Below are 21,060 nucleotides of genomic sequence, written 5' to 3'. Positions count from 1 at the left end.
CTTGGCTCCGGCGAACGATGTCCTCAGTTACTCATTGAAATAGGGAGATAAAGAAAATGAGAGCATTTTTCATGGCAATTTTGATGGCGATGGCAAACCTCGCTAAGGGCGGGCTGACCGCAATGGATTGGTGCTGGCGGCAATTCTGCGGATTGCTTCCTGGAGGAGGTGGCGGCGGAAGCGCGACGCCGGGACCGCTCGATCTACCGAGCAAAGACCTTTACGAGATTGACCGTAGCATTGAAGAAGGCCACCAGAGAGCGGCCGATACACTGTCCAACGCGAGCGCAGCCATGCAGATAAAGCTGTTTGCTGCAGCAAAGCCGGACGAACGTTTTTCGATTGACCTATCGCAGCTGGAACCGTCGCACCAGGAATGGCTGTCGGGTCTTTCAACGAATGACAAAGCGATGCGATCTCTGTCTGAGGCTCCACAGAGCAAGATTTCGATGCTTTTGAGCGGTCACGATGGAATCATACCCGGTCTTGAAGCGCCCAAAAATGAAAAGGCCAGGGAGACTATCCCCGGCCTGGTCACTCGCATGGATGGTTTCCGCCTTAGATTAGCGGCTCGGGAAAGCGACCACGTTCTCGCGGCCTGAACGACCCTTGCGACGAGCATTAAACTGCGCTGCCGCCTTCATTTCCAGGCGGCGGCGATTTTCCGTGATGGCTTTCAAAATGTCCGGCAGCCGCTCAGGGTCCTCTCGCAAGATATCTCCGTACGAGTCATATGCCTGAGCCAGGATATCTTCCGCTTCACGCTCTGCCGGTGTCATCAACTTGTCCTCCTGCGCCATTCGCTCGTTTTCGATCATCTCAACATGCGCGTCAGCGAGCTGCGCCGCCGAACGCAGGCCTGTCAGGCGAAAGACATCCACTTCCGAAATCTCCCGACGACGCCATTTTCCGAGCGCGATATCTACGCTCATTTCAAGATCATCCGTCATCAGGCAGCCTTCTTTGCTAAGCGCTGCGCCAACTCGAAATTTTGCTTAGCGACCTTAGTCAAACGAAAGTTTTCAGCCTTCAGGCGCTCGATCTCAATAGCCTGGGCACGAGCCAGATCAGCCCAGTCATGAGCCGCAACAGAAGCTTCGTGGGCTTGATGTGCCAGGATGTGGCAGTTGTGATCTTCGCGAGCTTGGCGTGCTGCCGCGACGCCGGACATATGAGCATTGACGGCACCTGCAGCGAGCACCGAAAAAATCGCGCCCGTCTGAACTGCAACAGCCTGGGCTGGGCAAGGGACGCTGCGATGCTGAGCCATGTCATTTCTCCTGGTTCGAAATTCGTGAAGACAACTTCCGGTACGAGTTCCTAACAAGCACTTTCTGTCAACACTCAAAATTTAACGACGTGCGAAAAAAGGTACCGTTTCAATGAGTTGTGTAACTATTCAGGGGCAAATTTCCGATTTTGCCCCTGATTTGTTACAATCTAGCGATGTGGCTTGCCCAGAATCCAACGATTGCTGCCTTTTGCACCGCACTTCCGGCATCTCAGCAGCGGTGCCAGGTTGATGATAATGGCATTTGGAAATTTTCCTTCAAGCCAATCGCGGTCAATCCAGCCTTCGCTTTCGCACCAAGCGCACCGGCCACCAATCAGAGCCCATCCGGACAAGTCTTGAAAGCGATTGGCGACGTCGTACAGGTCGCCGACCTCCTGTAGTCGCTCAACATGAGGCGGGTCCGGCTGGCGTGTAAGATCGACGCCTCGGCGATGGCGCATAGTTCTTGTTTTGTTCTTATAGGCAGGTAGAGTCAAGATCGGATCAGCCGCATCACTCGCTCGATTTCGAAATCCTCAGAAATCAGATGCTCGGTAGTGATCGGACATTTCTCGGGCCCATTGACATCCACCGCTCGCCTCGCGAGCCGCCACACCCTGTCGAGATCGATATGCCGCCAGACGCCCCCATCAGCACTAATAATCACGTCCGCCTGTGCCGAATAGATATCCTCTAGACTGATCGAGTCGGGATCGATTGACCGACGGACGAGACCTTCCAAGACCTGCCTGATCGCCGACGACAGATCAGCAATGGCAGACCGGCCGAGACCTTCGATTTCCTCGACTAGGTGCTCGATATCGAGGCCATGATCGGGCATCGAGCGCAGCAGAGTGGCCTGTTGCCGAGTCCAGGCGACGAAATCGTCGTCGTACCGTGTCATGTCCGCATCATCGCCCTGAAGGTCTCGATCTCTCGCTGGATTTGCTCATCCGACGGCATTGGCATCGGCAAATCGGCATCGCCGAGGAGCACGAGCAGCGTGGCATAATCAAGGATTTGCAGCTTTTCGATTGCGACTTGGCGGCTGATCTGGCCGCGTGAATACAGAACAAGCGGATGCGCGTCAGGCAGGGATGTCATTTGTAGCGCTCCGGATGTGCGGCGACCTTGGCCTCCGTGATGGAGCCCGGATCGCGGTCGGCTGGGTCCTTGTAAAGAGCCTGTGCGGTCACAAGGCTGATCAAAACCTCCGCCCGCTCATTAAAACTGATTTCTAGTTCATGAGCCTGTTCGGCGTCCGACATCGCGATGAAAGCTTCAGCTTCGGCAATTGCCTCGGGCGTCGGATCGAAGGGTAAATATTTTAGCTTGAGCCTGTCGCGAAGGCCCTGATTGTCCGGCATGTCAACACTAACTCCGGCTTGGTTTCACCCGCTTAAGTCAACGATTTCGGGAGTCTAGCGCAACCTAAAATGATTTGAAATAGGTTACTGGGAAGGCATCATAGGTTGCGTTAATTTATGTCTTATATGTCATATTTGTTGCTGGATATGTCTCAAAAGTCATATTTCGGCGGCGGTTTCGTGCCGATGGCGATTGATGAATTATAGCCAGGTACATTAGCTTCGACGGGACAGCCAGCGACCGGGGCTCGAAATGGTCGAACCTGCCCAAGAGGCGCGCTTGTCCAGGTTTGAAAACGGCAAGCAACTTTGGTGTGCCAGCGTTAGCTCAGTGGCAGAGCGGTCTCTGAAAAGAGAAAGGTCAAGGAATCGTTTGACGTACGCTGGCACATCACAATCATCCTCCTTCGACTTGAAACTCATCTCCACCGGCCTCTATATAATGAGGCGGTCCAACAAAATGGAGATGACCGCATGTCCTTAGAGTCAATGCCCGACCTGTCCGACGACACCATTCAAAACTTGTTTGCATTACATCTTGCACTCAATGACGCTCATCGACGGGCATTCGACGGAGCGCTTGGCGAGGTAAACATTGGTGGATCAGCAGCTGATTTGTCCGATGAAAACGTTTCAAAAGTGCGACAAGCGATCAGAGACACTGAAAATTTTGACGATGATATTCACGGCAGAGGGCACGTGTTTGTCGATGATCGTCAGTATCGTTGGGTCATCACTCGGTATACGAGCAAAGCGAAAGTAAAGCGGTGTGATGGCCGGTTGCTGGGATACCGCGAGTTGATGATCGCGTATCCGGAAGACTTCATTTTGCCAATGGACTGATCGTCAAGATGTTCGGTGGTAGAGCGATGGTAATGCGAGCCCGCGTGTGCGGCGCGGCAGCAGGGGAGGATTTTTTATGCAATGGTTTCCGGTACTTTCAAAATTTGAATTCCGGACCTTCATACGCGAGACGGACGAAGCGTCGTCGGGCAAGTGGATGGTGCCGATCCCGGTGCCAGATATCGGAAAATTTTGGGAAGAGCTTGAAGACGCGGCCGTAGACGGCAGGGTGGCCGCAGTCAAAAAGTCAACGATCCAGCTCCGCCAGAAAATCGGCCATGACCTGGTATGCGTCTATTGCGCGACATCTGATCGAGAGACCGTTGCCGAGACCCTCCAGACGATTCGTGAAATCGGCGTCGAGGGTGAACTGCGGTATAAATCAGACTTGGCGACAACAGAACGGCGTGACGAATATCTTTACCGCTCGTCCGATTTCGAGGGTCCGATATTCAAGCCGTCTTGAAATCGTTCGTAAGTCTGGTCACCCACAGACCTGTTATCGAGCCATAGCTGCGGATAGCACTGGATTATCCACAGTTTTCAGGCCTCCGTAGGCGGAGGTAAAAAGCTTAAACAAACAATCTAAAAACGACGTCTTTTTAAGGCGTGATATGACTGTGATACATGGCGGCTGTCGTGGTATATAATCTAAGTTAAAGATTAGCCGTAATTGCTTGATCTCAAAGGAGAAAATGGTGGGTGATGTAGGGTTCGAACCTACGACCCGCTGATTAAGAGTCAGCTGCTCTACCAACTGAGCTAATCACCCGCCAGAACCGCTTCGTTTGCGGCCTCTAGAACCACATTGCTGTGGTGTGATGCGGCGTATAATGGGGTTCGCCGGGCTTGTCTAGTTCCTCCGGTGATTTTCTTTCGGATTTCTTCAAAAAATCTGTATGGGCTGTTTAGAGGCTGTTTTTCAAAGATAAAGTTCACCGGCCGCGATCTTCACCGCCTGTCCGCCGATCCGGGCCGTGCTGATTTCGCCGCCGGAGACGTCGATATGAAGGTGCAGCAGCGACGGGCGCCCCATCTCCACGCCCTGCTCCACCAGGAACGGATGATGGCCGTCGATCAGCCGGTCGAAACTGTGGATGGCGCCGGAAAAGGCGGCAAGCGCGGAGCCCGTCGCCGGGTCCTCTGAAATGCCCATGGCGGGAGAAAACATCCGCGTATGGAAGCGGGCGGCATGGTTGACGCCGCCGCGGCAATAGAGATAGGCGGCGGCGAGCCGGCCCTCGGCGATCGGGGTGATCTGCTCCCACTGTGCTGCGTCGAACTCCACGGCAGCGGCCGCGCTCACATCGTGAACCGGGATCGTCACGAAAGGGACCCCGGCGCTCCAGAACGAGGGCACATGGTTTTCAAAGCCGATCTGCGTCGCCTTCAGGCTGAAGGCATCGGCGATCGCCTGCCGGTCGAATTTGGCATCGAGCCGCACCGATTTGCGCGGCACGTCGAATTCGGCAAAGGTCGCCTCGCCTGAGCGGCCGCGCACGGCGCAGCGCACGGGGCCGACATTTTCCTCCAGCATCTGCACGAGGTCATAGTCTTTATCGTCAAACGAGCGCCCATCTTCCGCTAACGCAACAGCGGCGCCCACCGTCGGGTGGCCGGCAAACGGCAGTTCATAGGCAGGCGTGAAAATCCGCAGTTTTGCGGCATGCCCGGTTTTTTGCGGCGGCTGCAGAAACACCGTTTCCGACAGGTTGAACTCGCCGGCAATCGCCTGCATCGCAGCATCGCTGAGGCCATCGCCGTCAAAGACAACGGCGAGCGGATTTCCCTCCAGCCTGTTGGCGGTGAAAACGTCGTAGATTGCATAGCGACGCGCCACGATGGTCTCCCTTTGCTGTTTTCAGGTATCAGACCTTGCATGGCAGGTCGCTCCCGGCAAGCGCAAAAGCGTCACTTTACGGTGCCGAAAACCCATTGCAGAACCGGCGGCATGAAGGGCGGATACGGATGCTGCCCGGGATCGGCGGTGCGGATGGCAAGGGCGGCGTCGATTTCCGGCTCCGGATCGGCAGCGATATGAGCGAGAATCCTGTCGATCAACTCGGCCGCAGTCTCTTCAAAATGATAGGCACGAAACAGGGTCACGGCGTCCTGATGGCGCAGACCATGGAAACCGGAGACGCTTTTGGCGTCCGATAGCGCAAGACCCGTTTCCTCCATCACCTCGCGCGCCATGTTGCCGTCGATATCGCAATATCCGCCGCTGATGTCACCCGGATCGAGCGAGCCCGCAGCGCAATAGACACGGCCCGGATTGGCGGTGTGCTGGCCCATGCGAATGGCGATCACCGCACCGTCCGAAGATACGATCACCGGCAGGCCGAACAGATGCAGCGCTGCCCCGGCCGGGCGGGTCTTGCGCCAGAGCAGAAACGCCGAGAAGGGAACGATATGGCAGGTTCCAGACAAGGCGCCGCCGCCAAGCTCCAGTGCCCGCATCAACAGCATGCGGCCGTCAAACAAGGCAGGATTGGCCGCCACCTCCCGGTCCCAGTTGGCAGTGATTTCCGCCTCATGCGCAAGGCAGAAGGGATGCGGCGCGTCCGACACTTCGACTTGGATGCGATCGACCGGAAAGATCAGCCGGTCGCCGGGCCATGTGGATAACGTGCTTGTCATGGGTTCACAAAATCCGCTCTGAAAGGTTCATATGTCCAGCGAAATGACCACCGGGCAGTGATCGGAGGCTTTCGGCCGGTCCCATCCGGTTCTCGGATAGCGTTCGACCTCCTGCCCCTTCGGAAAGATCGTCCGGTAGGGCTGGCCGCCGCGGATGATCTCGGGCACGCTCGCGGGATTGCGCTCGGCAAGCGCCCTGGAGAGCCAGATATAGTCGAGCTGGCAAAGATGCCGCTCCTGCGGCCCGCGGCTGTGAAACAGCGTCCAGCGGTCGAGTTCCGGGCGCCGGCGCATGACGTTTTCCACAAAGCCGTCATGGCTGAACACATCCAGCGCGCTTTCGGTCTCCTGGCGCGGCTCGAAACGATAGCCGGTGCGCCGGTCGCCGAGCACATCGACACGCTCTTGATAATCGTTCATGTCGCCGCAGATCGCGAACATCTTGCCGTTCAGATGATCGGCGCCAAACCTGTTTTCGACGATGCGGCGGACCGCAGCCACCTCGGCAGCGCGCACCGGCATGGTGGCCGTGCGTCCATCCAGCCCGTCGCGCGCCGGGCCCATCGACTTGAAATGCACGACAAACAGCGTGAACGGCCGGCCGCCGATGCGAAAATCCAGCTCCAGGCAATCGCGCTTGAAAATGCGGTCGCCGGGCACATTGGTGAGTGCCAGGGCATCGTTGAACAGGTTGAAATCGGCGTAAGTGACACCGGCATGCGATTTGACATCGACGCATTCGATCTTCTGGCCGTCGCGGGTCTCCTCGCGCACGAGAACCGCGACATCGATCCCCCGGCTGTCATTGCCCTCGATCAGATATTTCTGGCGGTAGCCATTGCCGACCATGCGGAAGAGATAGCCGTATTCGAAAGCCTGCAACGCCGCCATATTGTCGGCTTCCTGCAGGCAGAGGATATCGGCGTCGCAATCGGCAATGGCGAGCGCCGACATCTGCCGCGTGTCATCGGTATAAGCGATGGTGCGGGCTTCCTCCAGCCGCTGGTATTCCGCCTCGTTCTTGACGTCGAAGAGCCTGAGAACGCGATCCTGCTTGAGGTTGTTGCGAAAGCCGGAAAAATCGAACCGGCTCATCAGGTTCTCGATATTGAAGGTGGCAAGGCGAAGGGTCATCAGCAGTTTCCGGATGCAATCGCGGCGACTTTAGCCAATCAACCGCAAAAGGCGAAGGCCTTTCTCCGTCTGCCAATCCGGCCGGATGATGGGCTGCACCGGGGCCATTTTTGGGGTGATCCGCAGGGAGCGAATAATTGATCCTGACAGGCCGTTTCCCACTTGCAAGATGGGCCGGCGGGATGCACGGCCCCATGAGAGGAATGGACATGTCAAACTGGAAACGCACGGCCACGGCGGTGATATCGGCCCTGGCCTTCCTTGGCCTTGGCGCGGCAACGGCCCACGCCGACAGTTTCGGCGCGATCTCGCTTTCGCCGAAAACAGGCGCAACCGGCTGGTCGTATGACTATTCCTCGCGCTTGGAGGCCGAAGAGGTGGCGCAGTCGCATTGCGACCGGAATGCCCGCGATTGCCGGGTTGCGATCTGGTTCAAGAATGGCTGCGGAGCGGTGGCGCGCGGGGCAGACGGTGGCTGGGGTTCCGACTGGGCGCCGGGAAGCCGGCGGGCGCAACGCGCAGCACTTGCCGCCTGCTCCAATCATTCCGACAGCTGCCGGGTGATCCGCTGGCAATGTTCCGGCGCCAACTGATTGATCACAAAAGCCATGCCTGCCGGATCACGAATGGCTGCAGGACGCCGCAATCCATCGGATGCGTGGCATAGGCCCTGAGGCCCTGCCCGCCGGCCGTGCGAAGCGACAGGGCAAAGCGCTCGCCCTCGAAGACGCAGGCTATCACCTGCAGCAAAATCCCGGCCGGGTCCGCTACCACATGTTCGGGGCGCACCAGCACGGCGCGGCCTGGGGCCGACGTCTGGCGGAAAGCTGTTTCGATCGTTGGCCATGACAGGAGACGCGGGCCGTGCTCCGGCAGTGCGAGATCCAGAATGGCACCCTGCCCGACCAGCCCGCCGACCACCCGGCCTTCCGGCCGGGCATAGATCTCCTGCGGCGAGGCAACTTGTATCAACCGCCCTTCGGACATGATGGCAATGTCGGTCGCCAGCGCCATCGCCTCGCCCTGGTCGTGGGTCACGTAGATCATCGTCGCGCCGGACCGGGCATGGAACTCGCGAAAGGTTTCTTCCATTGCAGCCTTCAGGTGGCGGTCGAGATTGGCCAGTGGTTCGTCGAGCAGCACCACGTCCGGCGCGGTAACAAGGCAGCGGGCAAGCGCCACGCGCTGTCTTTGACCGCCGGACAGATCGGCCGGACGCCGCCCGGCGAAATCCTCCAGCCGCACAACCGACAGTGCCTCCTTGACGCGCGCCTGCCATGCGGCGCCGGTGATGCCACGCACTTTCAGCGGATAACCGACATTCTCAGCCACGGTCATATGCGGCCACAGCGCATAGGATTGAAACACCATCGCCATGTTGCGTTTTTCCGGCGGCAGCGCGCCGCTGGCATCGGCCAGGGTCCGCTCGCCCAGCACGATCGACCCGTCGCTCGGCTGTTCGAAACCGGCGATCATGCGCAGCACCGTCGTCTTGCCGCAACCGGAAGGGCCAAGCAGAGCCAGAAAGCCGCCTTCGCGCACGGTGAGCGACACATCGGAGACCGCAGCCCGGCCGGTGCCGAAATCCTTGCTGAGGTGATTGAGGATCAGTTGCGCCATGGCAGTACGCCTCTTGGAAGGTGTTTCGCCAGCATTTCCAGAGCGAGCATCAGGATGACCACCATGATGACGACGAGAACGGAGAGCGCCGAGGCCAGATCGGAACTGCCGCTGTCGTCGAGATTAAAGATCGCCACGCCGAGCGTTTGCGTCCCCGCCGACCAGAGCAGCGCCGACACCGTCAACTCGCTGCAGGCAATAAGAAAGACGAGAATGACGGAAGCGCCCGCCGCAGGGGCAATGAGCGGAACGAGAATGTCGCGCATGCGCCGGCCAAAGCCTGCGCCGGAAAGCCGGGCGGCCTCTTCGAGTGACGGATCGAGCTGCAGGAAGGCGCTGGCCACGGGCTTGAGGCTGACGGCAAAGAAGCTGGAGAAATAAGCAATCAGGATGATCCAGATCGTGCCGTAGATCGAGACGTTGACGAGCGGCAACGGCGCAGCAAACATCAGGATGAACGCCACGGCCAGCACGATGCCGGGAAGCGCATAGGGAATTTCGATCAGGCCGGTCATAAGATCGGCCAGTTTTCCGGGGCGGCGGGCAAGCAGATAGGCGGTGAGCACCGTGACCAGCAACAGCCCGCAGGCCGTGGTCCCGGCCAGAAACAGCGAATTGGCAAACGCCGTCAGCGTCACGGACTGGCGAAACAGGATCTCGCTATAGGCATGCAGCGACATGGTCTGGATATTGAGCGGCACGCCATAGGCGGGGACCAGCGAGCTGGCGACGAGAGCGGCGAGCGGTGCGGCAAGGACGAAGAACAGCACCAGTGAAAACCCAGCCTCCGCGATTGAACGCAACGGACCGAGCGCGAAGGCCGCACTCTGGCCCGACAGTCCGATGATTCGGTAATCCCTGCCCCGCAAGGCCCGCTGCTGGATCACCAGACCGAGCGCGGCAATGACGGCGATCACCATCGAAAGCTGCGCCATCTCGGCAAATGTGCCCGCGCCAAAACTCGAAAGGCGGCTGTAGACCAGCGTCGGGAGTACGAAGATCGATGCAGGAATTCCAAGGATCGCGGGAATGCCGAAATTGCCGACGCACGATACGAAGGCAATCGCCGCCCCGGCGATCAGGCCGGGCACGGCCAGCGGAAAGATGATGTCGCGAAATACCCGCATCGGCGCGGCACCGGAAAGACGCGCAGCCTCGACACCGTCGCGCGGCAAGGCTGCAAGCCCTGCCTTGAGCGCCAGAAACACCAGTGGCGCATGCTGCACGCCCAGGAGCAGCATGATCCCGCCCAGCGAATAGAGCGGCTGTGGACTGCCCAGCGGCGGCGCAATGCCGAGCGTCTTCAACAGCGGGCTGGCCGGCCCGGACATCTGCACCCAGGCCAGCGCCGTCACCTGCGGCGGGATCATCATCGGCAGCACGAAGGCGAAGCTGAAAAAGCCTTTTGCGCGGATATCGGTGAGTGTCACGACGAAGGCAAAACTCGCGCCGAGCACAACGGAAATCACCATGCCGCCAGTCGCAGTCATCAGCGTGTTGCGGATGGCAAACCAAGCGGAGGGTTCCGAAAACAGGCCGGTGGCTTTCCCCTCAAGGGAGAAACGCAATCCGGCATAGAGCAGCCGTGCCAGCGGCAGTCCGCTCAGCAGGCACACGGTGATAACAACGAAAGGAAGCAGCCAGGAGGGCTGGCTGCTTCGATTGGCAGATCGTCTGGGCATGGGAACCGATCAGTTGGTGCCGAAGATGCCGGAGAAGGTCTTCAGGTCGCCTTCCGAGTTCTTCACGGCTGCGGCGGCATCGATTGGCAGAACCTTGATACTGTCGCGCGCCGGAAAGCCTTCCGGAAGAGCGGCGCCATTGCGGGCCGGAATATAGCCGAGCTTGACGGAAACCTGCTGGCCCGGTTCGGACAGGAGGAAATCGACGAACTTCTTGGCCGTATCGACATTCCTGGCGGTCTTGAGGATTGCCACCGGCTCGGTCACGGCACTGACGCCTTCCGCCGGAAACACGAACTCGACCGGTGCGCCCTTGGCTTTTTCGCGGACCGCCATGAAATCGACCACCATGCCATAGGCCTTCTCGCCGGTGGCAACAGCCTTCAGCACGCCGCCATTGCCGCCTGCGGCCGTGGCGCCGTTTTCGGCCAGTGCCTTGTAGTAGTCCCAGCCAAAACCGTCGATGCCGGTCAGCGTCTGGGCATGGATCAGCGCAGCGCCAGAGGTCAGCGGGCTCGGCATCGTCACCAGACCCTTGGCTTCCGGCTCGGTCAGATCCTTCCAGCCGGCCGGCTTCAGCGATGCCGCCGTATTGTAGATGATGCCGGTGGTGATCATCTTGGTCGAGTAATAGGCGCCATCAACATCATAGAGCGCCGCATCGTAGTTGGCAGCCTCCGGCGACGTGTAGTTCAGGAGCTGGCCTGCTTCCTTCATCCGCTGCAGCGTCACGGTATCGGCAATCAAAAGCACGTCGGCAACCGGGTTCCCCGCCTCGATCTCGGCCATCAGCTTGGCCATGATCTTGGTCGTGCCATCGCGTACCCACTCAACATCCACGCCCGGATTGGCGGCCTTGAAGGCATCGACGGTGGCCTGCGCGTCCTCGTTAGGCTGGCTGGTGTAGAGCACCAGGTTTTCGGCATGCGCCGAAACGGCGATCAGGCTGGCGGCAACAAGTGCGGTGAACGCACCAAGCAACGTCTTCATCGGTCTTCATCCCAAGTGAACAGATGGAGTGATGGATAGTGGCGGCACTTGACAGGCATGTGACACTGCCTGCGCAACCGGCGGCGAATAAACAGCCCGCCACAAGCGTCTTATGGATAGATAGCCGGATAATCCGATGAACATTACTGGGTGGATTGCCGCTCAGCCGCCTAAACCTGTTGAATATATTAGAAATATCTGCAATCCGGTCCGGGCGCATGTGGCGGGGCCAAGGGGACATCGATGAGCAAGACAACGTCATGGGGCGCGCGGCTGCGCTATGAGTTCGACAAGAGCATGGCGGCGGGATCGATCGCGCTGATCGGCTGGCTGGCGATCATCTCGCTGATCGTCATCATCATCGCCGGCGCGTTCCTGGCACTGACCCAGATCGCCCCGGAGGGCGGCCAGCCGGTGAGCTTCATCGAAGGCGCCTGGGAATCGCTGATGCGCACCATGGATGCCGGAACGATGGGCGGCGATCTCGGCTGGAGCTTTCGCGGCGTTTCGCTATTCGTCACGATTGCCGGCATCTTCGTCTTCTCGGCCCTGATCGGCGTCTTGAGCTCAGGCCTTGAAAACAAGCTGGACGAGTTGCGCAAGGGCCGTTCGCAGGTCTTGGAAAACGACCACACGATCATTCTCAACTGGTCGCCCTCGATCTTCGACGTGATTTCGGAACTGGTGATCGCCAATAGCAGCCGCAAGAAGCCGCGCATCGTCATCATGGCGAGCAAGGACAAGGTGGAGATGGAGGACGAGATCGCCACCAAGGTGGCTGACCTCAAGAATACCAGGATCATCTGCCGCAGCGGCGATCCGACCGACCTCTACGACCTCAATATCGTCAATCCGGAAACCTCGCGCTCCGTCATCGTTCTGTCGCCCGAAGGCGACGATCCGGATTCGCAGGTGATCAAGAGCGTGCTGGCACTGGTCAACGCCCCCGGCCGCCGCGCCAAGCCCTACCAGATCGCCGCAGAAATCCGAAACAGCAAGAACGCCGAAGTGGCCCGCATCGTCGGCGGCAACGAGCTTCAGCTCATTTTGGCCGACGACCTGATTTCCCGCATCGTCGTGCATTCCAGCCGCCAGTCCGGCTTGAGCGCCGTCTATTCCGAGCTGCTCGATTTCGACGGCTGCGAAATCTATACGTTGGAACAGCCCTACATCACCGGCAAGAGCTTTGCCGCCGCCGTCATGGCCTATGAGACATCGACGCTGATCGGCCTCTGCGATGCGGACGGCAAGGTTCATCTCAACCCGCCGCCCGGCCGCATCTTCAAGCCGGGCGAACGCGCCGTCATCATCGCCGAGGACGATGCCGCCATCAATTCCGGCGGCAGCGACATCCATATCGAGAAAGACGCCATCCTGGCACCGGAAGCACGAAAGCAAGGGCCGGAGCGCACTCTCCTGCTCGGCTGGAACCGGCGCGGGCCGATCATCACCTTCGAACTGTCGCGATACGTCGCACCGGGCTCCCTGCTGACGATTGCAGCCGATACGCCCGAACTCGAAGACGATATCGCGGCCCTGAAGGTCGCCAACGGCAATATGGCTGTCGATTACCGCATCGTCGATACCAGCAACCGCGCCGAACTCAATGCGCTGGATATCCCCAGCTACGACCACGTCCTGGTGCTGGGCTATAGCGACCATATGACCCCGCAGCCGGCCGACACCCGAACGCTGGTCACCCTCCTGCAGCTGCGCAAGATCGCAGAACATGCCGGCCGCCACATCAGCGTCGTCAGCGAGATGACGGATGTGCGCAACCGCGAGCTGGCCGAGGTCACCCGCGCCGACGATTTCGTCGTCAGCAACAAGCTGGTCAGCCTGATGCTGGCGCAGGCGTCGGAAAACGAGCGCATGGCCGCGATCTTCGACGAGTTGCTCGATGAGGACGGATCGGAAATCTACATGCGTCCGGTCAGCGATTACGTCACGATCAGCGAACCCGTCACCTTCTACACGATCTGCCTCGCAGCCCTGCGGCGCGGCGAAGTGGCGATCGGCTACCGCCGCCAGCGGGACGAGGACGCCGACCAGCGCCGCCTCGGCGGCGTCACGGTCAATCCGGCAAAGTCGGCAAAGCTGCAATACAACGCCGCCGACCGCGTGATCGTGCTGGCGAAGGACTGAACAGCGACGGGGAAATCAGGGGGTGGTCAACAGCCCACCTCTTCCATTTCGCAGGACTGCGACTAGCTTAGCCTGGGCTTTGCATGTCAAACAGATCGGGACATCATCATGGACTATCGTCTTCTCGGCCGCTCCGGCCTCAAGGTTTCGGCACTGACCGTCGGCACCATGACCTTTGGCGGCAAGGGCTGGGCCAAGACCGTCGGCGACCTCGGCGTTGCGGAAGCCCGCAAGCTCGTCGATATGTCTCTGGATGCCGGAGTCAACCTGATCGATACGGCGGATGTCTATTCGCAGGGTGTCTCCGAAGAGATCGTCGGTGAGATCATCGGCAAGCGCCGTGATGGCGTGCTGCTTGCAACCAAGGCCCGTTTCCCGATGGGCGAAGGGCCAAACGATGCCGGATCGTCGCGCCATCATCTGGTGCGCGCCTGCGAGGCGAGCCTGAAGCGGCTGAAGACCGATGTCATCGACCTTTACCAGTTGCACGAATGGGATGGTCTCACACCGCTGGAAGAAACCATGGAAGCGCTTGATATGCTCGTGCGCCAGGGCAAGGTGCGCTATATCGGCTGCTCCAATTTTTCCGGCTGGCATATCATGAAGGCGCTCGGCGTCAGCGCGGCTGACCATCGCCAGCGTTTCGTCAGCCAGCAGATCCATTACACGCTCGAAGCCCGAGAAGCCGAATACGAGCTTTTGCCGGTCTCCATCGATCAGGGGCTCGGTGTGCTCGTGTGGAGCCCGCTTGCCGGCGGCCTGCTCTCCGGCAAGCACCGCCGCAACAAGACGGCGGAAGGCTCGCGGCAGCTGGCCGGATGGGACGAACCGCCGATCCGCGACGAGGACCGGTTGTGGAATATCGTCGATGTCCTCGTCGAGATCGCCGAAAGCCGCAATGTTTCCGGCGCGCAGGTTGCGCTCGCCTGGCTGATCGGCCGCAAGGCCGTCACCTCCGTCATCATCGGCGGCCGTACGGAAGCCCAGTTCCAGGACAATCTCGCCAGCGCCGAGCTGATCCTCACCGAAGACGAACGCCAGCGCCTCGACGATGTCAGCGCCCCGCCGATCCTCTACCCCTACTGGCACCAGGTCCGCACGGCCAAGGACCGGCTTGGAGAGGCTGATCTGTCCCTGCTTGGACCGCATGTATAGGCACAGGCCTTCTCAAATCGTTGTCAGCAACAGGCTGGTCTCCGATTTGGAGACCCCGTCCAGAGCCCGGACATGACGCAGGACACGGTCGAATTCGGACAGATTTTCGGTTTCGATTTCGGCCACCAGATCCCAGGCGCCGTTGGTCGTGTGCAGCGCCCGGATTTCCGGGATGCCGCGCAGCACCTTGACCACCGATATGGTTTTCTGACCGGTAATCTCGATCAGCATGACGGCGCGGACGGCGTGCGGGTCTTCGGCCGCTGCAATGCGCACGGTAAAGCCGGCAATGACCCCATCGGCGGTGAGCCGGTCGATCCGGTTTTGCACCGTACCGCGCGATATTTTCAACAGTTCCGCCAGTTTCGAGATCGAGGCGCGGCCATCGGTTCTCAAGATTGCCAGCAGGCGGCGGTCGGTATTGTCCATGACGTCATGCCTTAGATTGTACGCCTCGTGTCATTATGCCAGCATACCCTGTCATTTCGCCAAAAATATCAAGCATATTTCCATAAAATTGCCATTTCGCTTCAAGAAGCCGCTCGGTAGAGTTCATAGGCCTGATCCCATGAGGCCATTCGAAAAGTTAGAGGATAGACCGAAATGCCGTCTGCCGACCGACCATCCCTTCGCAACTCCCTGTCCCGTGCCGGCGCGCTTTCGATTGAAATGACGCGCTGGCCGAGTGTCACGGAAAGCGATGGCGAAGCCGCATTTTCAAGCTGCCTGATGGACCTGCTCGGCGCTAGACCCTATTTCCAGAAGCATCCGGAAAACCTTCTGGCCATCGACAGCCACGGAACGCCGGCCCGGCAGAATGTGCTGGCGCTGGTGCGCGGCAAGGGCCGCCGGTGTCTGGTTCTCGCCGGGCATTTCGACACGGTGTCGATTGCCAATTACAGCTCCCTGGTCTCGCTTGCCTGCGAACCGGAAGCCCTCACCGCAGCCCTGATCGACGAGCTCACGGCGAAGACCCGCAATCCGGCCGAAGACAAGGCGCTGGCCGATTTGCTGACCGGCAATTTCCTGGCCGGCCGGGGCCTGCTCGATATGAAGAGCGGCCTGGCCGCCGGCATTGCTGCCTTGGAGCGCTTTGCCGGGCTGGACGAACCGCCCGGCAATCTGCTGTTCGTCGCAACGCCGGATGAGGAAAACCGGTCGCGCGGCATGCGGTCCCTGCGCGACGCCCTGCCCGCGATTGCGCAAAAATTCGATCTCGACATCATCGGCGGCATCAATCTCGACGCCAGCGGCGATGATGGCGACGGCGAAGAAGGCCGCGCCGTCTATCTCGGATCGGTCGGCAAGTTTTCGCCGTTTGCCTTCGTCGCCGGCCGTCCCACCCATGCCGGCTATGCCTTCGACGGCGTCAGCGCTCATCTGATCGGTGCCGAAATCATGCGAGCGATGGAGACGAACAGCGCCCTCTGCGACGAAGCCCATGGCGAGATCTCCCCCGCCCCGGTCTGCCTCGAAGCCAAAGACGTCCGCCACGGCTACGAGGTGACGACCCCAGCGCATGTCTGGCTGTCGTTCAACTGGCTGACGCATCAGCGCACGCCGGACGATGTTCTGACCGCGTTCCACGCCCTTGCCACCGCAGCCTTGCGCACGGCGCTCGACGCGCAGGCACGCAACGCAAAAGCCTTCTTCGAGCGCCAGGGCTCGGGCCGCGCAGAATCCCATGAGGGACAGGTCCTCACCTATGCCGAGCTCTACCAACTTGCCCTATCGCATGGCGGAGAGGCGGCAGTTGCCCGCCTGAAGGCGCTCGATCAATCCCTGGCAAACGGCGAAGACCCGCTATCGATCACCCGCCAGATCGTTGCGGCAACGCTCGCCGAAGCCGGCCTCGAAGGCCCGCTGGTGATCATCGGTTTCTCGACGCTGCACTATCCGCGCGTGCATCTGGACAGCGCCGCAGAACACGGCAGAACATTCGAAAACGCCATCATGGGGGCCGCCACGGCATGCGCGAAACGGCACAAGACAAGCATCAAGCCCAAACAGTTCTTCGCCGGCATTTCCGACATGAGCTTCTTCGGACATAGGCCAGCCGCCGGACAGACACAGCTTCTTTCAGACAACACCCCCTGCTCGGCCTTCGTCGACCAGGCACCGGACGGACTTCTGTCCTATCCCGTTGTCAATATCGGCCCTTGGGGCCGCGACTACCACCAGAAATGGGAGCGCCTCCACATGCCCTACACATTCGAAATCCTGCCCGACATCATCTACGAGGCTGCTCTCGCCTGCCTTTCAGAGGAAGATTAAGCGGCTGGCTGACTTTACCGGCGGCTTGCGCTGCCACGGCAACAATTCACTTGCATCAGACCAATGGAACCGCAGGGACATTCGATTGAGTTTTTTCAATGCGTTTCGTGAAAGCAATCGTCCCGGTTGAGATTTCAACCTGCCGTTAGTACTTCATCCGTAAATTCCCGCAACACTATCACTACGATAGATTGCGGAAAACTACAAAATGTGGAAATTTTGGAAGGCCGACCGGTCGGAACCGACACGTCCTTATTGGATGATCTGGGCGGCGATATTCACAATCGCGGTCCTTAACATTGCCGTGAAAACAATGGACGAGGACAAAAAACTGATCCTTTATGGATTTCCGCTTCTGTTCCTCATCCTGATCGCCGCCGGTTTTGGCAGGAAGCTGTCCAACGGACGCCCAACCAGCGGCTGGTGGCTTCCTTTGATCCCGCTATCGATGCTGATGATCTGGTATGTCTTCGTGCGGATTTTCGGCTATTTCTCCCTTGCTCCGATCCTGTTCCATTTTCAATACGACATGGAATCAAACGGTGTTGTGAGTTCTGTGGCGTTTCAGATAGCGCTGGAATTGCTGCCGTTCATCTTGGTGTTTGTATGCTGGCGGCAGGCCGCGCGTGGTCATCACAGGATGCAGACCCTCGGCAGTTGGCTGACCGTTCCTTGCCTCTTGCTTAATCCGTTTACGCTCGGAATTGGCGATCATGTCATGCGCGCCAATGCTTCCGATCAAGCCAACCTCATGGACCATTTCAGCGATGCTTCCTTGGCAACAACGCCGCAAGGCCAGCAACCCAATCTGATCCAAATCTATCTCGAAAGCACAGAGCGGACCCTTTGGGACGAAAGCCTGTTTGGAAAAGCGGCATCGCCTTTGAAACGTCTGGAAAACCGGGGTTTCTCGGCAACCGGCATCGCCGAATCGGAAATGACCAATTGGACACTCGCGGGCCACGTTGCCAGCAACTGCGGAACACCATTGCTGGGCTTGGGCGCGATCGACCGCAATGACTTTGGCAACGTCGATGCCCTGCTTCCAAAAGCAGTGTGCCTCAGCGATATTCTGGTCCGTGACGGCTATAATCTGACGTTTATGAAAGGCGCAAAGCTGGAATTTGCCGGAACTGACGGATTCGTAAGCGCGCATAGCTATCAAAAGGGAATTGGCTACGAACAGATCGGTGCAAACTACCCTACACGTGTCAACGCACTGGGAGTGCCCATCAATCCGTGGGGTATCGACGACGAGGATCTGTTCGATGCCGCCTTCAAGGAAATCACCGCCCTGTCCGGCTTGAAAAAACCCTTTGGTGTGACGATGACCACCATTGGCGGACATAGCCCTGCGGGTTACATCTCGCGCAGCTGTCTTGCCGATCCCGATGTCATGGCGCTGCCAAACAAAACGTTGCAAGCCTACTATTGCACCAACAAACTTGCTGAGGCCTTCATCGACAAATTGGGCAAGACAGGTCTTCTGAAGAACACAGTCGTCGTTGTTCAGAGTGATCATCTCGCCATGCGCAACGAAATCTACCGGCAATTGAAAAGCAAAGACCGGAAAAACACATTCATCCTCCTGAAGGATGGGCTTGCGCCCCAGCTCAACGCAACCGCAGCAACCATGGTCGATACCTATCCAACGCTGCTGGAGGCGCTCGGCTACACCCTTCCTGGCCGAAAAGCGGCCCTTGGCGTTTCTCTTTTGTCCGGTCAAACGACACTGGCCGGGCAAATGGGGCTGAACCTGCTGAATGATGCAATTTTGTCCGATTATGCGGTGCGCGACCGACTGTGGGGGATCGAACCCAGCATGTAGAAGCGAGCCGCTTCCAGAAGCAGCTCAAATACCAAATATTGGGGCAACGTGCTCAGCGATGCCCCAATATCAACGCTCTGATTGAGCGGGACTATGCAGCAATCGCTGCCGCCTCTTCGCCGATCAGGCGGCCGAGGCGGGAGATGCCCTCTTCGATCATGGCCTCGTCGGCGCAGGAAAAGCTGACGCGCAGCGTGTTGGCGCCGGAGCCGTCGGCGAAGAAGGCCTTGCCGGGAACGAAGGCGACCTTGGCCGTGACCAGCGATTTGGCGAGAAGGTCGGCGCCGTCCATGCCCGCCGGTAGGGTCAGCCAGACGAACATGCCGCCTTCGGGCACCGTCCAGCTGACGCCATTCGGCATGTATTTTCCGAGTGCGGCCAGCATGGCGTCGCGCCGCTTGCTGTAGACGGCGCGGATCTTGTTGACCTGCGCGTCAAAACCACGCTCGGCCACATGGCAGATGGCCATCTGGTTGATGGTCGAGGAATGCAGGTCGGCCGCCTGCTTCATCAGCACCAGCTTGCGGATGATCGGCATGGCCGCAACCACGAAACCGACGCGAAGCCCTGGTGCCAGAGTCTTGGAGAAACTGCCGCAATAGATCGTCCTTGTGTCGTTGATCGACCCCTTGCGGGCGATCTCAAGCGCCAGCATCGGTGGAACGGCCTCGCCGTCGTAGCGCAGCGACTGATAGGCGGCATCCTCGATCACGGCGATATCGAGTTCCTCGGCAAGATCGAGGACCTTTTCGCGCGCGGCCAGATCCAGCGTTTCGCCGGTCGGATTGGCAAACTCGGCCGACATATAGGCAAATTTCACCCGCCCGCCGGCTTCCGCTGCCACATCGCGATAGGTCTGCGGCGTGCGGTTGCCGCCAGGCGACAGCTGATCATAGGACGGCTCATAGGCATTGAAGGCCTGCAGCGCGCCAAGATAGGTCGGCCAGGTGACCAGTGCCGTGTCGTTGGGCGAGAGGAACAGCTTGCCAAGATAATCGAGTGCCTGCTGCGATCCGGATGTGATCAGGATGTTCTCCGGCTCGCACGGGATGCCGATCGCGGCCATCCGGCCGGCCAGCCATTGGCGCAGCGGCAGATAGCCTTCGCTGACCGAATATTGCAGCGCGGCGCTCACCGTCGGTCCACCGAAAACATCGGCATAGGCAGTCTTGAACTCTTCGTCCGGAAACAGCGCCGGATCCGGAATGCCGCCGGCAAACGAGATGATGTCGGGACGGTCCAACAGTTTCAGCAATTCGCGGATTTCCGAGGCGCGCATCCGTGAAGACCGCGTCGCGAAGATATTTTCCCAATCGAGCATGGAAGTTTCCTCAGATTATGCTTTTTGCGGAGCACATCACGCCGCGCCTATTAAGTCAATAATGCTGACCTATGCTGAGGCGTGAAGATGCATTTTCTGCGATCAGCCGGCCACCGGCAGCGCCTTCAGGCGCTCGACAGCGGCGGTGCCCAGACTATTCTGCGTGTAGCATGTCAGCAACTGCTTGCCCTGCGACAGGCTGATATCCTCTTCCGAATGTCCGCGCCGCAGCCATATGCCATCCAGCATGGCGGCAAAACCGAGCACGAACGGATCGATTGCAGCCCGCTCCACCGCAGGCACCAGCGCAGATGCCAGATTGGAATGAAGCCGCCGGTAAAACAGCCTTTGCAGCCGGGCATAGCGCGCATTATGCCCAGCTGCCGCGTAAAACGAAACCCAGGCATTGGCCGTGGTGCGCTCGAACCGGCTTTCCGGAAAATTACCGTCGATCACCGCAATGATCCGGTCCCAGCGGGTAACTGCACCGCGCAGCCGCACGACCACATCGTCCATCAGGATGCGGTTTGCATGGCGGACCATCTCGAACAGGACCTCGTCCTTGTCCTTGAAATAATAGGTCAGAATCCCCTGCGACATGCCAGCCTCCTGGCATATGCGCGTGGTCGTCAGTCCTTTAAGCCCATCCTTGATAAAAATCCGGTAGGCCGCCTCGATCAGCTCGATGCGGCGGATTTCCTCGATGCGTTTCTTCTGCTTTTTCGGTTGTGCGCTCATGCGTTTTCAATATCTGAAAGATTTTTTGTACGCTCTAACAAATTTTTATT

At 59.2% G+C, this 21,060-nt stretch carries 22 protein-coding genes and 1 tRNA gene; 8 read left to right on the top strand and 15 right to left on the bottom strand.

Annotated features, from left to right (window positions below; genetic code table 11):
* The first annotated feature begins 56 nt into the window (after positions 1-56).
* A complete protein-coding gene (locus PYR65_RS10695) occupies positions 57-602 on the top strand; it encodes a hypothetical protein (protein WP_276117954.1) in 546 nt (181 codons plus the stop codon).
* On the opposite strand, the gene PYR65_RS10690 is transcribed toward PYR65_RS10695, so the two are convergent.
* The 5 genes from PYR65_RS10690 to PYR65_RS10670 all read right to left on the bottom strand — a co-directional run bounded on the left by PYR65_RS10690 (position 564) and on the right by PYR65_RS10670 (position 2,640).
* On the bottom strand, positions 564-950 hold the full coding sequence (locus PYR65_RS10690; RefSeq protein WP_276117953.1) for a hypothetical protein: 387 nt from the start codon (positions 948-950) through the stop codon (positions 564-566). The two genes, PYR65_RS10695 and PYR65_RS10690, sit on opposite strands and share 39 nt — an antisense overlap.
* Positions 950-1,270, bottom strand: coding sequence for a hypothetical protein (locus PYR65_RS10685; RefSeq protein WP_276117952.1), 321 nt, complete (start codon positions 1,268-1,270; stop codon positions 950-952). The genes PYR65_RS10690 and PYR65_RS10685 overlap by 1 nt, the downstream gene beginning before the upstream one ends.
* Positions 1,271-1,766: 496 nt before the next feature.
* A complete protein-coding gene (locus tag PYR65_RS10680) occupies positions 1,767-2,177 on the bottom strand; it encodes a DUF29 family protein (protein WP_276117951.1) in 411 nt (136 codons plus the stop codon).
* Complete coding sequence (locus PYR65_RS10675; RefSeq protein WP_276117950.1) at positions 2,174-2,377, bottom strand: hypothetical protein; 204 nt, start codon at positions 2,375-2,377, stop codon at positions 2,174-2,176. The genes PYR65_RS10680 and PYR65_RS10675 overlap by 4 nt, the downstream gene beginning before the upstream one ends.
* Positions 2,374-2,640, bottom strand: a complete 267-nt coding sequence (locus PYR65_RS10670; RefSeq protein WP_276117949.1) for a hypothetical protein — start codon at positions 2,638-2,640, stop codon at positions 2,374-2,376. Before PYR65_RS10670 ends, PYR65_RS10675 begins: the two co-directional genes overlap by 4 nt.
* Positions 2,641-3,114: 474 nt before the next feature.
* Between PYR65_RS10670 and PYR65_RS10665 the strand changes: the two genes are divergently transcribed.
* Positions 3,115-3,483 (top strand): hypothetical protein, encoded by a 369-nt coding sequence (locus tag PYR65_RS10665; protein WP_276117948.1) that lies wholly within the window; start codon positions 3,115-3,117, stop codon positions 3,481-3,483.
* A 76-nt stretch (positions 3,484-3,559) separates the two neighbouring features.
* Positions 3,560-3,949 (top strand): putative phosphothreonine lyase domain-containing protein, encoded by a 390-nt coding sequence (locus PYR65_RS10660; protein ID WP_276117947.1) that lies wholly within the window; start codon positions 3,560-3,562, stop codon positions 3,947-3,949.
* Between the two features lie 230 nt (positions 3,950-4,179).
* Here PYR65_RS10660 and PYR65_RS10655 read toward each other — a convergent pair.
* The 4 genes from PYR65_RS10655 to PYR65_RS10640 form a co-directional block, all read right to left on the bottom strand.
* A tRNA-Lys gene (locus PYR65_RS10655) sits at positions 4,180-4,255 on the bottom strand.
* 150 nt (positions 4,256-4,405) lie between these two features.
* Positions 4,406-5,323, bottom strand: a complete 918-nt coding sequence (locus PYR65_RS10650; protein WP_276117946.1) for a PhzF family phenazine biosynthesis protein — start codon at positions 5,321-5,323, stop codon at positions 4,406-4,408.
* Positions 5,324-5,394: 71 nt separating this feature from the next.
* Positions 5,395-6,123, bottom strand: a complete 729-nt coding sequence (locus PYR65_RS10645; protein ID WP_276117945.1) for an NUDIX hydrolase — start codon at positions 6,121-6,123, stop codon at positions 5,395-5,397.
* Positions 6,124-6,150: 27 nt separating this feature from the next.
* Positions 6,151-7,257 (bottom strand): endonuclease/exonuclease/phosphatase family protein, encoded by a 1,107-nt coding sequence (locus PYR65_RS10640; protein WP_276117944.1) that lies wholly within the window; start codon positions 7,255-7,257, stop codon positions 6,151-6,153.
* Positions 7,258-7,466: 209 nt separating this feature from the next.
* Between PYR65_RS10640 and PYR65_RS10635 the strand changes: the two genes are divergently transcribed.
* Complete coding sequence (locus tag PYR65_RS10635) at positions 7,467-7,850, top strand: DUF4189 domain-containing protein (protein WP_276117943.1); 384 nt, start codon at positions 7,467-7,469, stop codon at positions 7,848-7,850.
* 4 nt (positions 7,851-7,854) lie between these two features.
* Here the strand turns inward: PYR65_RS10635 and PYR65_RS10630 are convergent, their stop codons facing one another.
* Genes PYR65_RS10630 through PYR65_RS10620 form a run of 3 tightly spaced genes read right to left on the bottom strand, consistent with a single transcriptional unit; the run spans position 7,855 to position 11,549 of the window.
* Entirely contained in the window at positions 7,855-8,877 is a 1,023-nt protein-coding gene (locus tag PYR65_RS10630; RefSeq protein ID WP_276117941.1) for an ABC transporter ATP-binding protein, read from the bottom strand.
* A complete protein-coding gene (locus tag PYR65_RS10625; protein ID WP_276117940.1) occupies positions 8,865-10,559 on the bottom strand; it encodes an ABC transporter permease in 1,695 nt (564 codons plus the stop codon). The genes PYR65_RS10630 and PYR65_RS10625 overlap by 13 nt, the downstream gene beginning before the upstream one ends.
* Before the next feature lie 9 nt (positions 10,560-10,568).
* Positions 10,569-11,549 carry an ABC transporter substrate-binding protein gene (locus tag PYR65_RS10620; protein ID WP_276117939.1) on the bottom strand — a complete coding sequence of 327 codons (981 nt, stop codon included), beginning with the start codon at positions 11,547-11,549 and terminating at the stop codon, positions 10,569-10,571.
* Positions 11,550-11,792: 243 nt separating this feature from the next.
* On the opposite strand from PYR65_RS10620, the gene PYR65_RS10615 reads away from it, so the two are divergent.
* The gene (locus PYR65_RS10615; RefSeq protein WP_276117938.1) at positions 11,793-13,694 is read left to right on the top strand and encodes a CASTOR/POLLUX-related putative ion channel; all 1,902 of its coding nucleotides are present in this window, start codon (positions 11,793-11,795) and stop codon (positions 13,692-13,694) included.
* A gap of 108 nt (positions 13,695-13,802) precedes the next feature.
* A complete protein-coding gene (locus tag PYR65_RS10610; RefSeq protein WP_276117937.1) occupies positions 13,803-14,849 on the top strand; it encodes an aldo/keto reductase in 1,047 nt (348 codons plus the stop codon).
* Between the two features lie 12 nt (positions 14,850-14,861).
* On the opposite strand, the gene PYR65_RS10605 is transcribed toward PYR65_RS10610, so the two are convergent.
* Positions 14,862-15,278, bottom strand: coding sequence for an Lrp/AsnC family transcriptional regulator (locus tag PYR65_RS10605; RefSeq protein WP_060640489.1), 417 nt, complete (start codon positions 15,276-15,278; stop codon positions 14,862-14,864).
* Positions 15,279-15,452: 174 nt separating this feature from the next.
* Between PYR65_RS10605 and PYR65_RS10600 the strand changes: the two genes are divergently transcribed.
* The gene (locus PYR65_RS10600; protein WP_276117936.1) at positions 15,453-17,123 is read left to right on the top strand and encodes a M20/M25/M40 family metallo-hydrolase; all 1,671 of its coding nucleotides are present in this window, start codon (positions 15,453-15,455) and stop codon (positions 17,121-17,123) included.
* A 208-nt stretch (positions 17,124-17,331) separates the two neighbouring features.
* Positions 17,332-18,951 carry a sulfatase-like hydrolase/transferase gene (locus PYR65_RS10595; RefSeq protein WP_276117935.1) on the top strand — a complete coding sequence of 540 codons (1,620 nt, stop codon included), beginning with the start codon at positions 17,332-17,334 and terminating at the stop codon, positions 18,949-18,951.
* Positions 18,952-19,042: 91 nt separating this feature from the next.
* On the opposite strand, the gene PYR65_RS10590 is transcribed toward PYR65_RS10595, so the two are convergent.
* Positions 19,043-20,272, bottom strand: a complete 1,230-nt coding sequence (locus tag PYR65_RS10590; RefSeq protein ID WP_276117934.1) for an aminotransferase-like domain-containing protein — start codon at positions 20,270-20,272, stop codon at positions 19,043-19,045.
* A gap of 102 nt (positions 20,273-20,374) precedes the next feature.
* Positions 20,375-21,010 carry a transcriptional regulator BetI gene (gene betI, locus PYR65_RS10585; RefSeq protein WP_276117933.1) on the bottom strand — a complete coding sequence of 212 codons (636 nt, stop codon included), beginning with the start codon at positions 21,008-21,010 and terminating at the stop codon, positions 20,375-20,377.
* Positions 21,011-21,060 lie beyond the last annotated feature (50 nt).

Origin of the sequence: Pararhizobium qamdonense, from assembly GCF_029277445.1 — a bacterium.
GTDB classification, from domain to species: Bacteria; Pseudomonadota; Alphaproteobacteria; order Rhizobiales; family Rhizobiaceae; genus Pararhizobium; species Pararhizobium qamdonense.
The sequence above is the reverse complement of the archived record's forward strand: the minus strand, read 5'-3'. Positions and strand labels throughout refer to the sequence as shown.

Excerpts from the sequence above, each read along its gene's own strand:
- PYR65_RS10600 (WP_276117936.1), top strand. The coding sequence starts at position 15,453 with ATGCCGTCTGCCGACCGACCATCCCTTCGCAACTCCCTGTCCCGTGCC.
- PYR65_RS10685 (WP_276117952.1), bottom strand. The coding sequence starts at position 1,270 with ATGGCTCAGCATCGCAGCGTCCCTTGCCCAGCCCAGGCTGTTGCAGTT.
- PYR65_RS10695 (WP_276117954.1), top strand. The coding sequence starts at position 57 with ATGAGAGCATTTTTCATGGCAATTTTGATGGCGATGGCAAACCTCGCT.
- PYR65_RS10635 (WP_276117943.1), top strand. The coding sequence starts at position 7,467 with ATGTCAAACTGGAAACGCACGGCCACGGCGGTGATATCGGCCCTGGCC.
- PYR65_RS10640 (WP_276117944.1), bottom strand. The coding sequence starts at position 7,257 with ATGACCCTTCGCCTTGCCACCTTCAATATCGAGAACCTGATGAGCCGG.
- betI (WP_276117933.1), bottom strand. The coding sequence starts at position 21,010 with ATGAGCGCACAACCGAAAAAGCAGAAGAAACGCATCGAGGAAATCCGC.
- PYR65_RS10665 (WP_276117948.1), top strand. The coding sequence starts at position 3,115 with ATGTCCTTAGAGTCAATGCCCGACCTGTCCGACGACACCATTCAAAAC.
- PYR65_RS10670 (WP_276117949.1), bottom strand. The coding sequence starts at position 2,640 with ATGCCGGACAATCAGGGCCTTCGCGACAGGCTCAAGCTAAAATATTTA.
- PYR65_RS10675 (WP_276117950.1), bottom strand. The coding sequence starts at position 2,377 with ATGACATCCCTGCCTGACGCGCATCCGCTTGTTCTGTATTCACGCGGC.
- PYR65_RS10605 (WP_060640489.1), bottom strand. The coding sequence starts at position 15,278 with ATGGACAATACCGACCGCCGCCTGCTGGCAATCTTGAGAACCGATGGC.
- PYR65_RS10590 (WP_276117934.1), bottom strand. The coding sequence starts at position 20,272 with ATGCTCGATTGGGAAAATATCTTCGCGACGCGGTCTTCACGGATGCGC.
- PYR65_RS10625 (WP_276117940.1), bottom strand. The coding sequence starts at position 10,559 with ATGCCCAGACGATCTGCCAATCGAAGCAGCCAGCCCTCCTGGCTGCTT.
- PYR65_RS10620 (WP_276117939.1), bottom strand. The coding sequence starts at position 11,549 with ATGAAGACGTTGCTTGGTGCGTTCACCGCACTTGTTGCCGCCAGCCTG.
- PYR65_RS10610 (WP_276117937.1), top strand. The coding sequence starts at position 13,803 with ATGGACTATCGTCTTCTCGGCCGCTCCGGCCTCAAGGTTTCGGCACTG.
- PYR65_RS10645 (WP_276117945.1), bottom strand. The coding sequence starts at position 6,123 with ATGACAAGCACGTTATCCACATGGCCCGGCGACCGGCTGATCTTTCCG.
- PYR65_RS10615 (WP_276117938.1), top strand. The coding sequence starts at position 11,793 with ATGAGCAAGACAACGTCATGGGGCGCGCGGCTGCGCTATGAGTTCGAC.
- PYR65_RS10690 (WP_276117953.1), bottom strand. The coding sequence starts at position 950 with ATGACGGATGATCTTGAAATGAGCGTAGATATCGCGCTCGGAAAATGG.
- PYR65_RS10630 (WP_276117941.1), bottom strand. The coding sequence starts at position 8,877 with ATGGCGCAACTGATCCTCAATCACCTCAGCAAGGATTTCGGCACCGGC.
- PYR65_RS10660 (WP_276117947.1), top strand. The coding sequence starts at position 3,560 with ATGCAATGGTTTCCGGTACTTTCAAAATTTGAATTCCGGACCTTCATA.
- PYR65_RS10680 (WP_276117951.1), bottom strand. The coding sequence starts at position 2,177 with ATGACACGGTACGACGACGATTTCGTCGCCTGGACTCGGCAACAGGCC.
- PYR65_RS10595 (WP_276117935.1), top strand. The coding sequence starts at position 17,332 with ATGTGGAAATTTTGGAAGGCCGACCGGTCGGAACCGACACGTCCTTAT.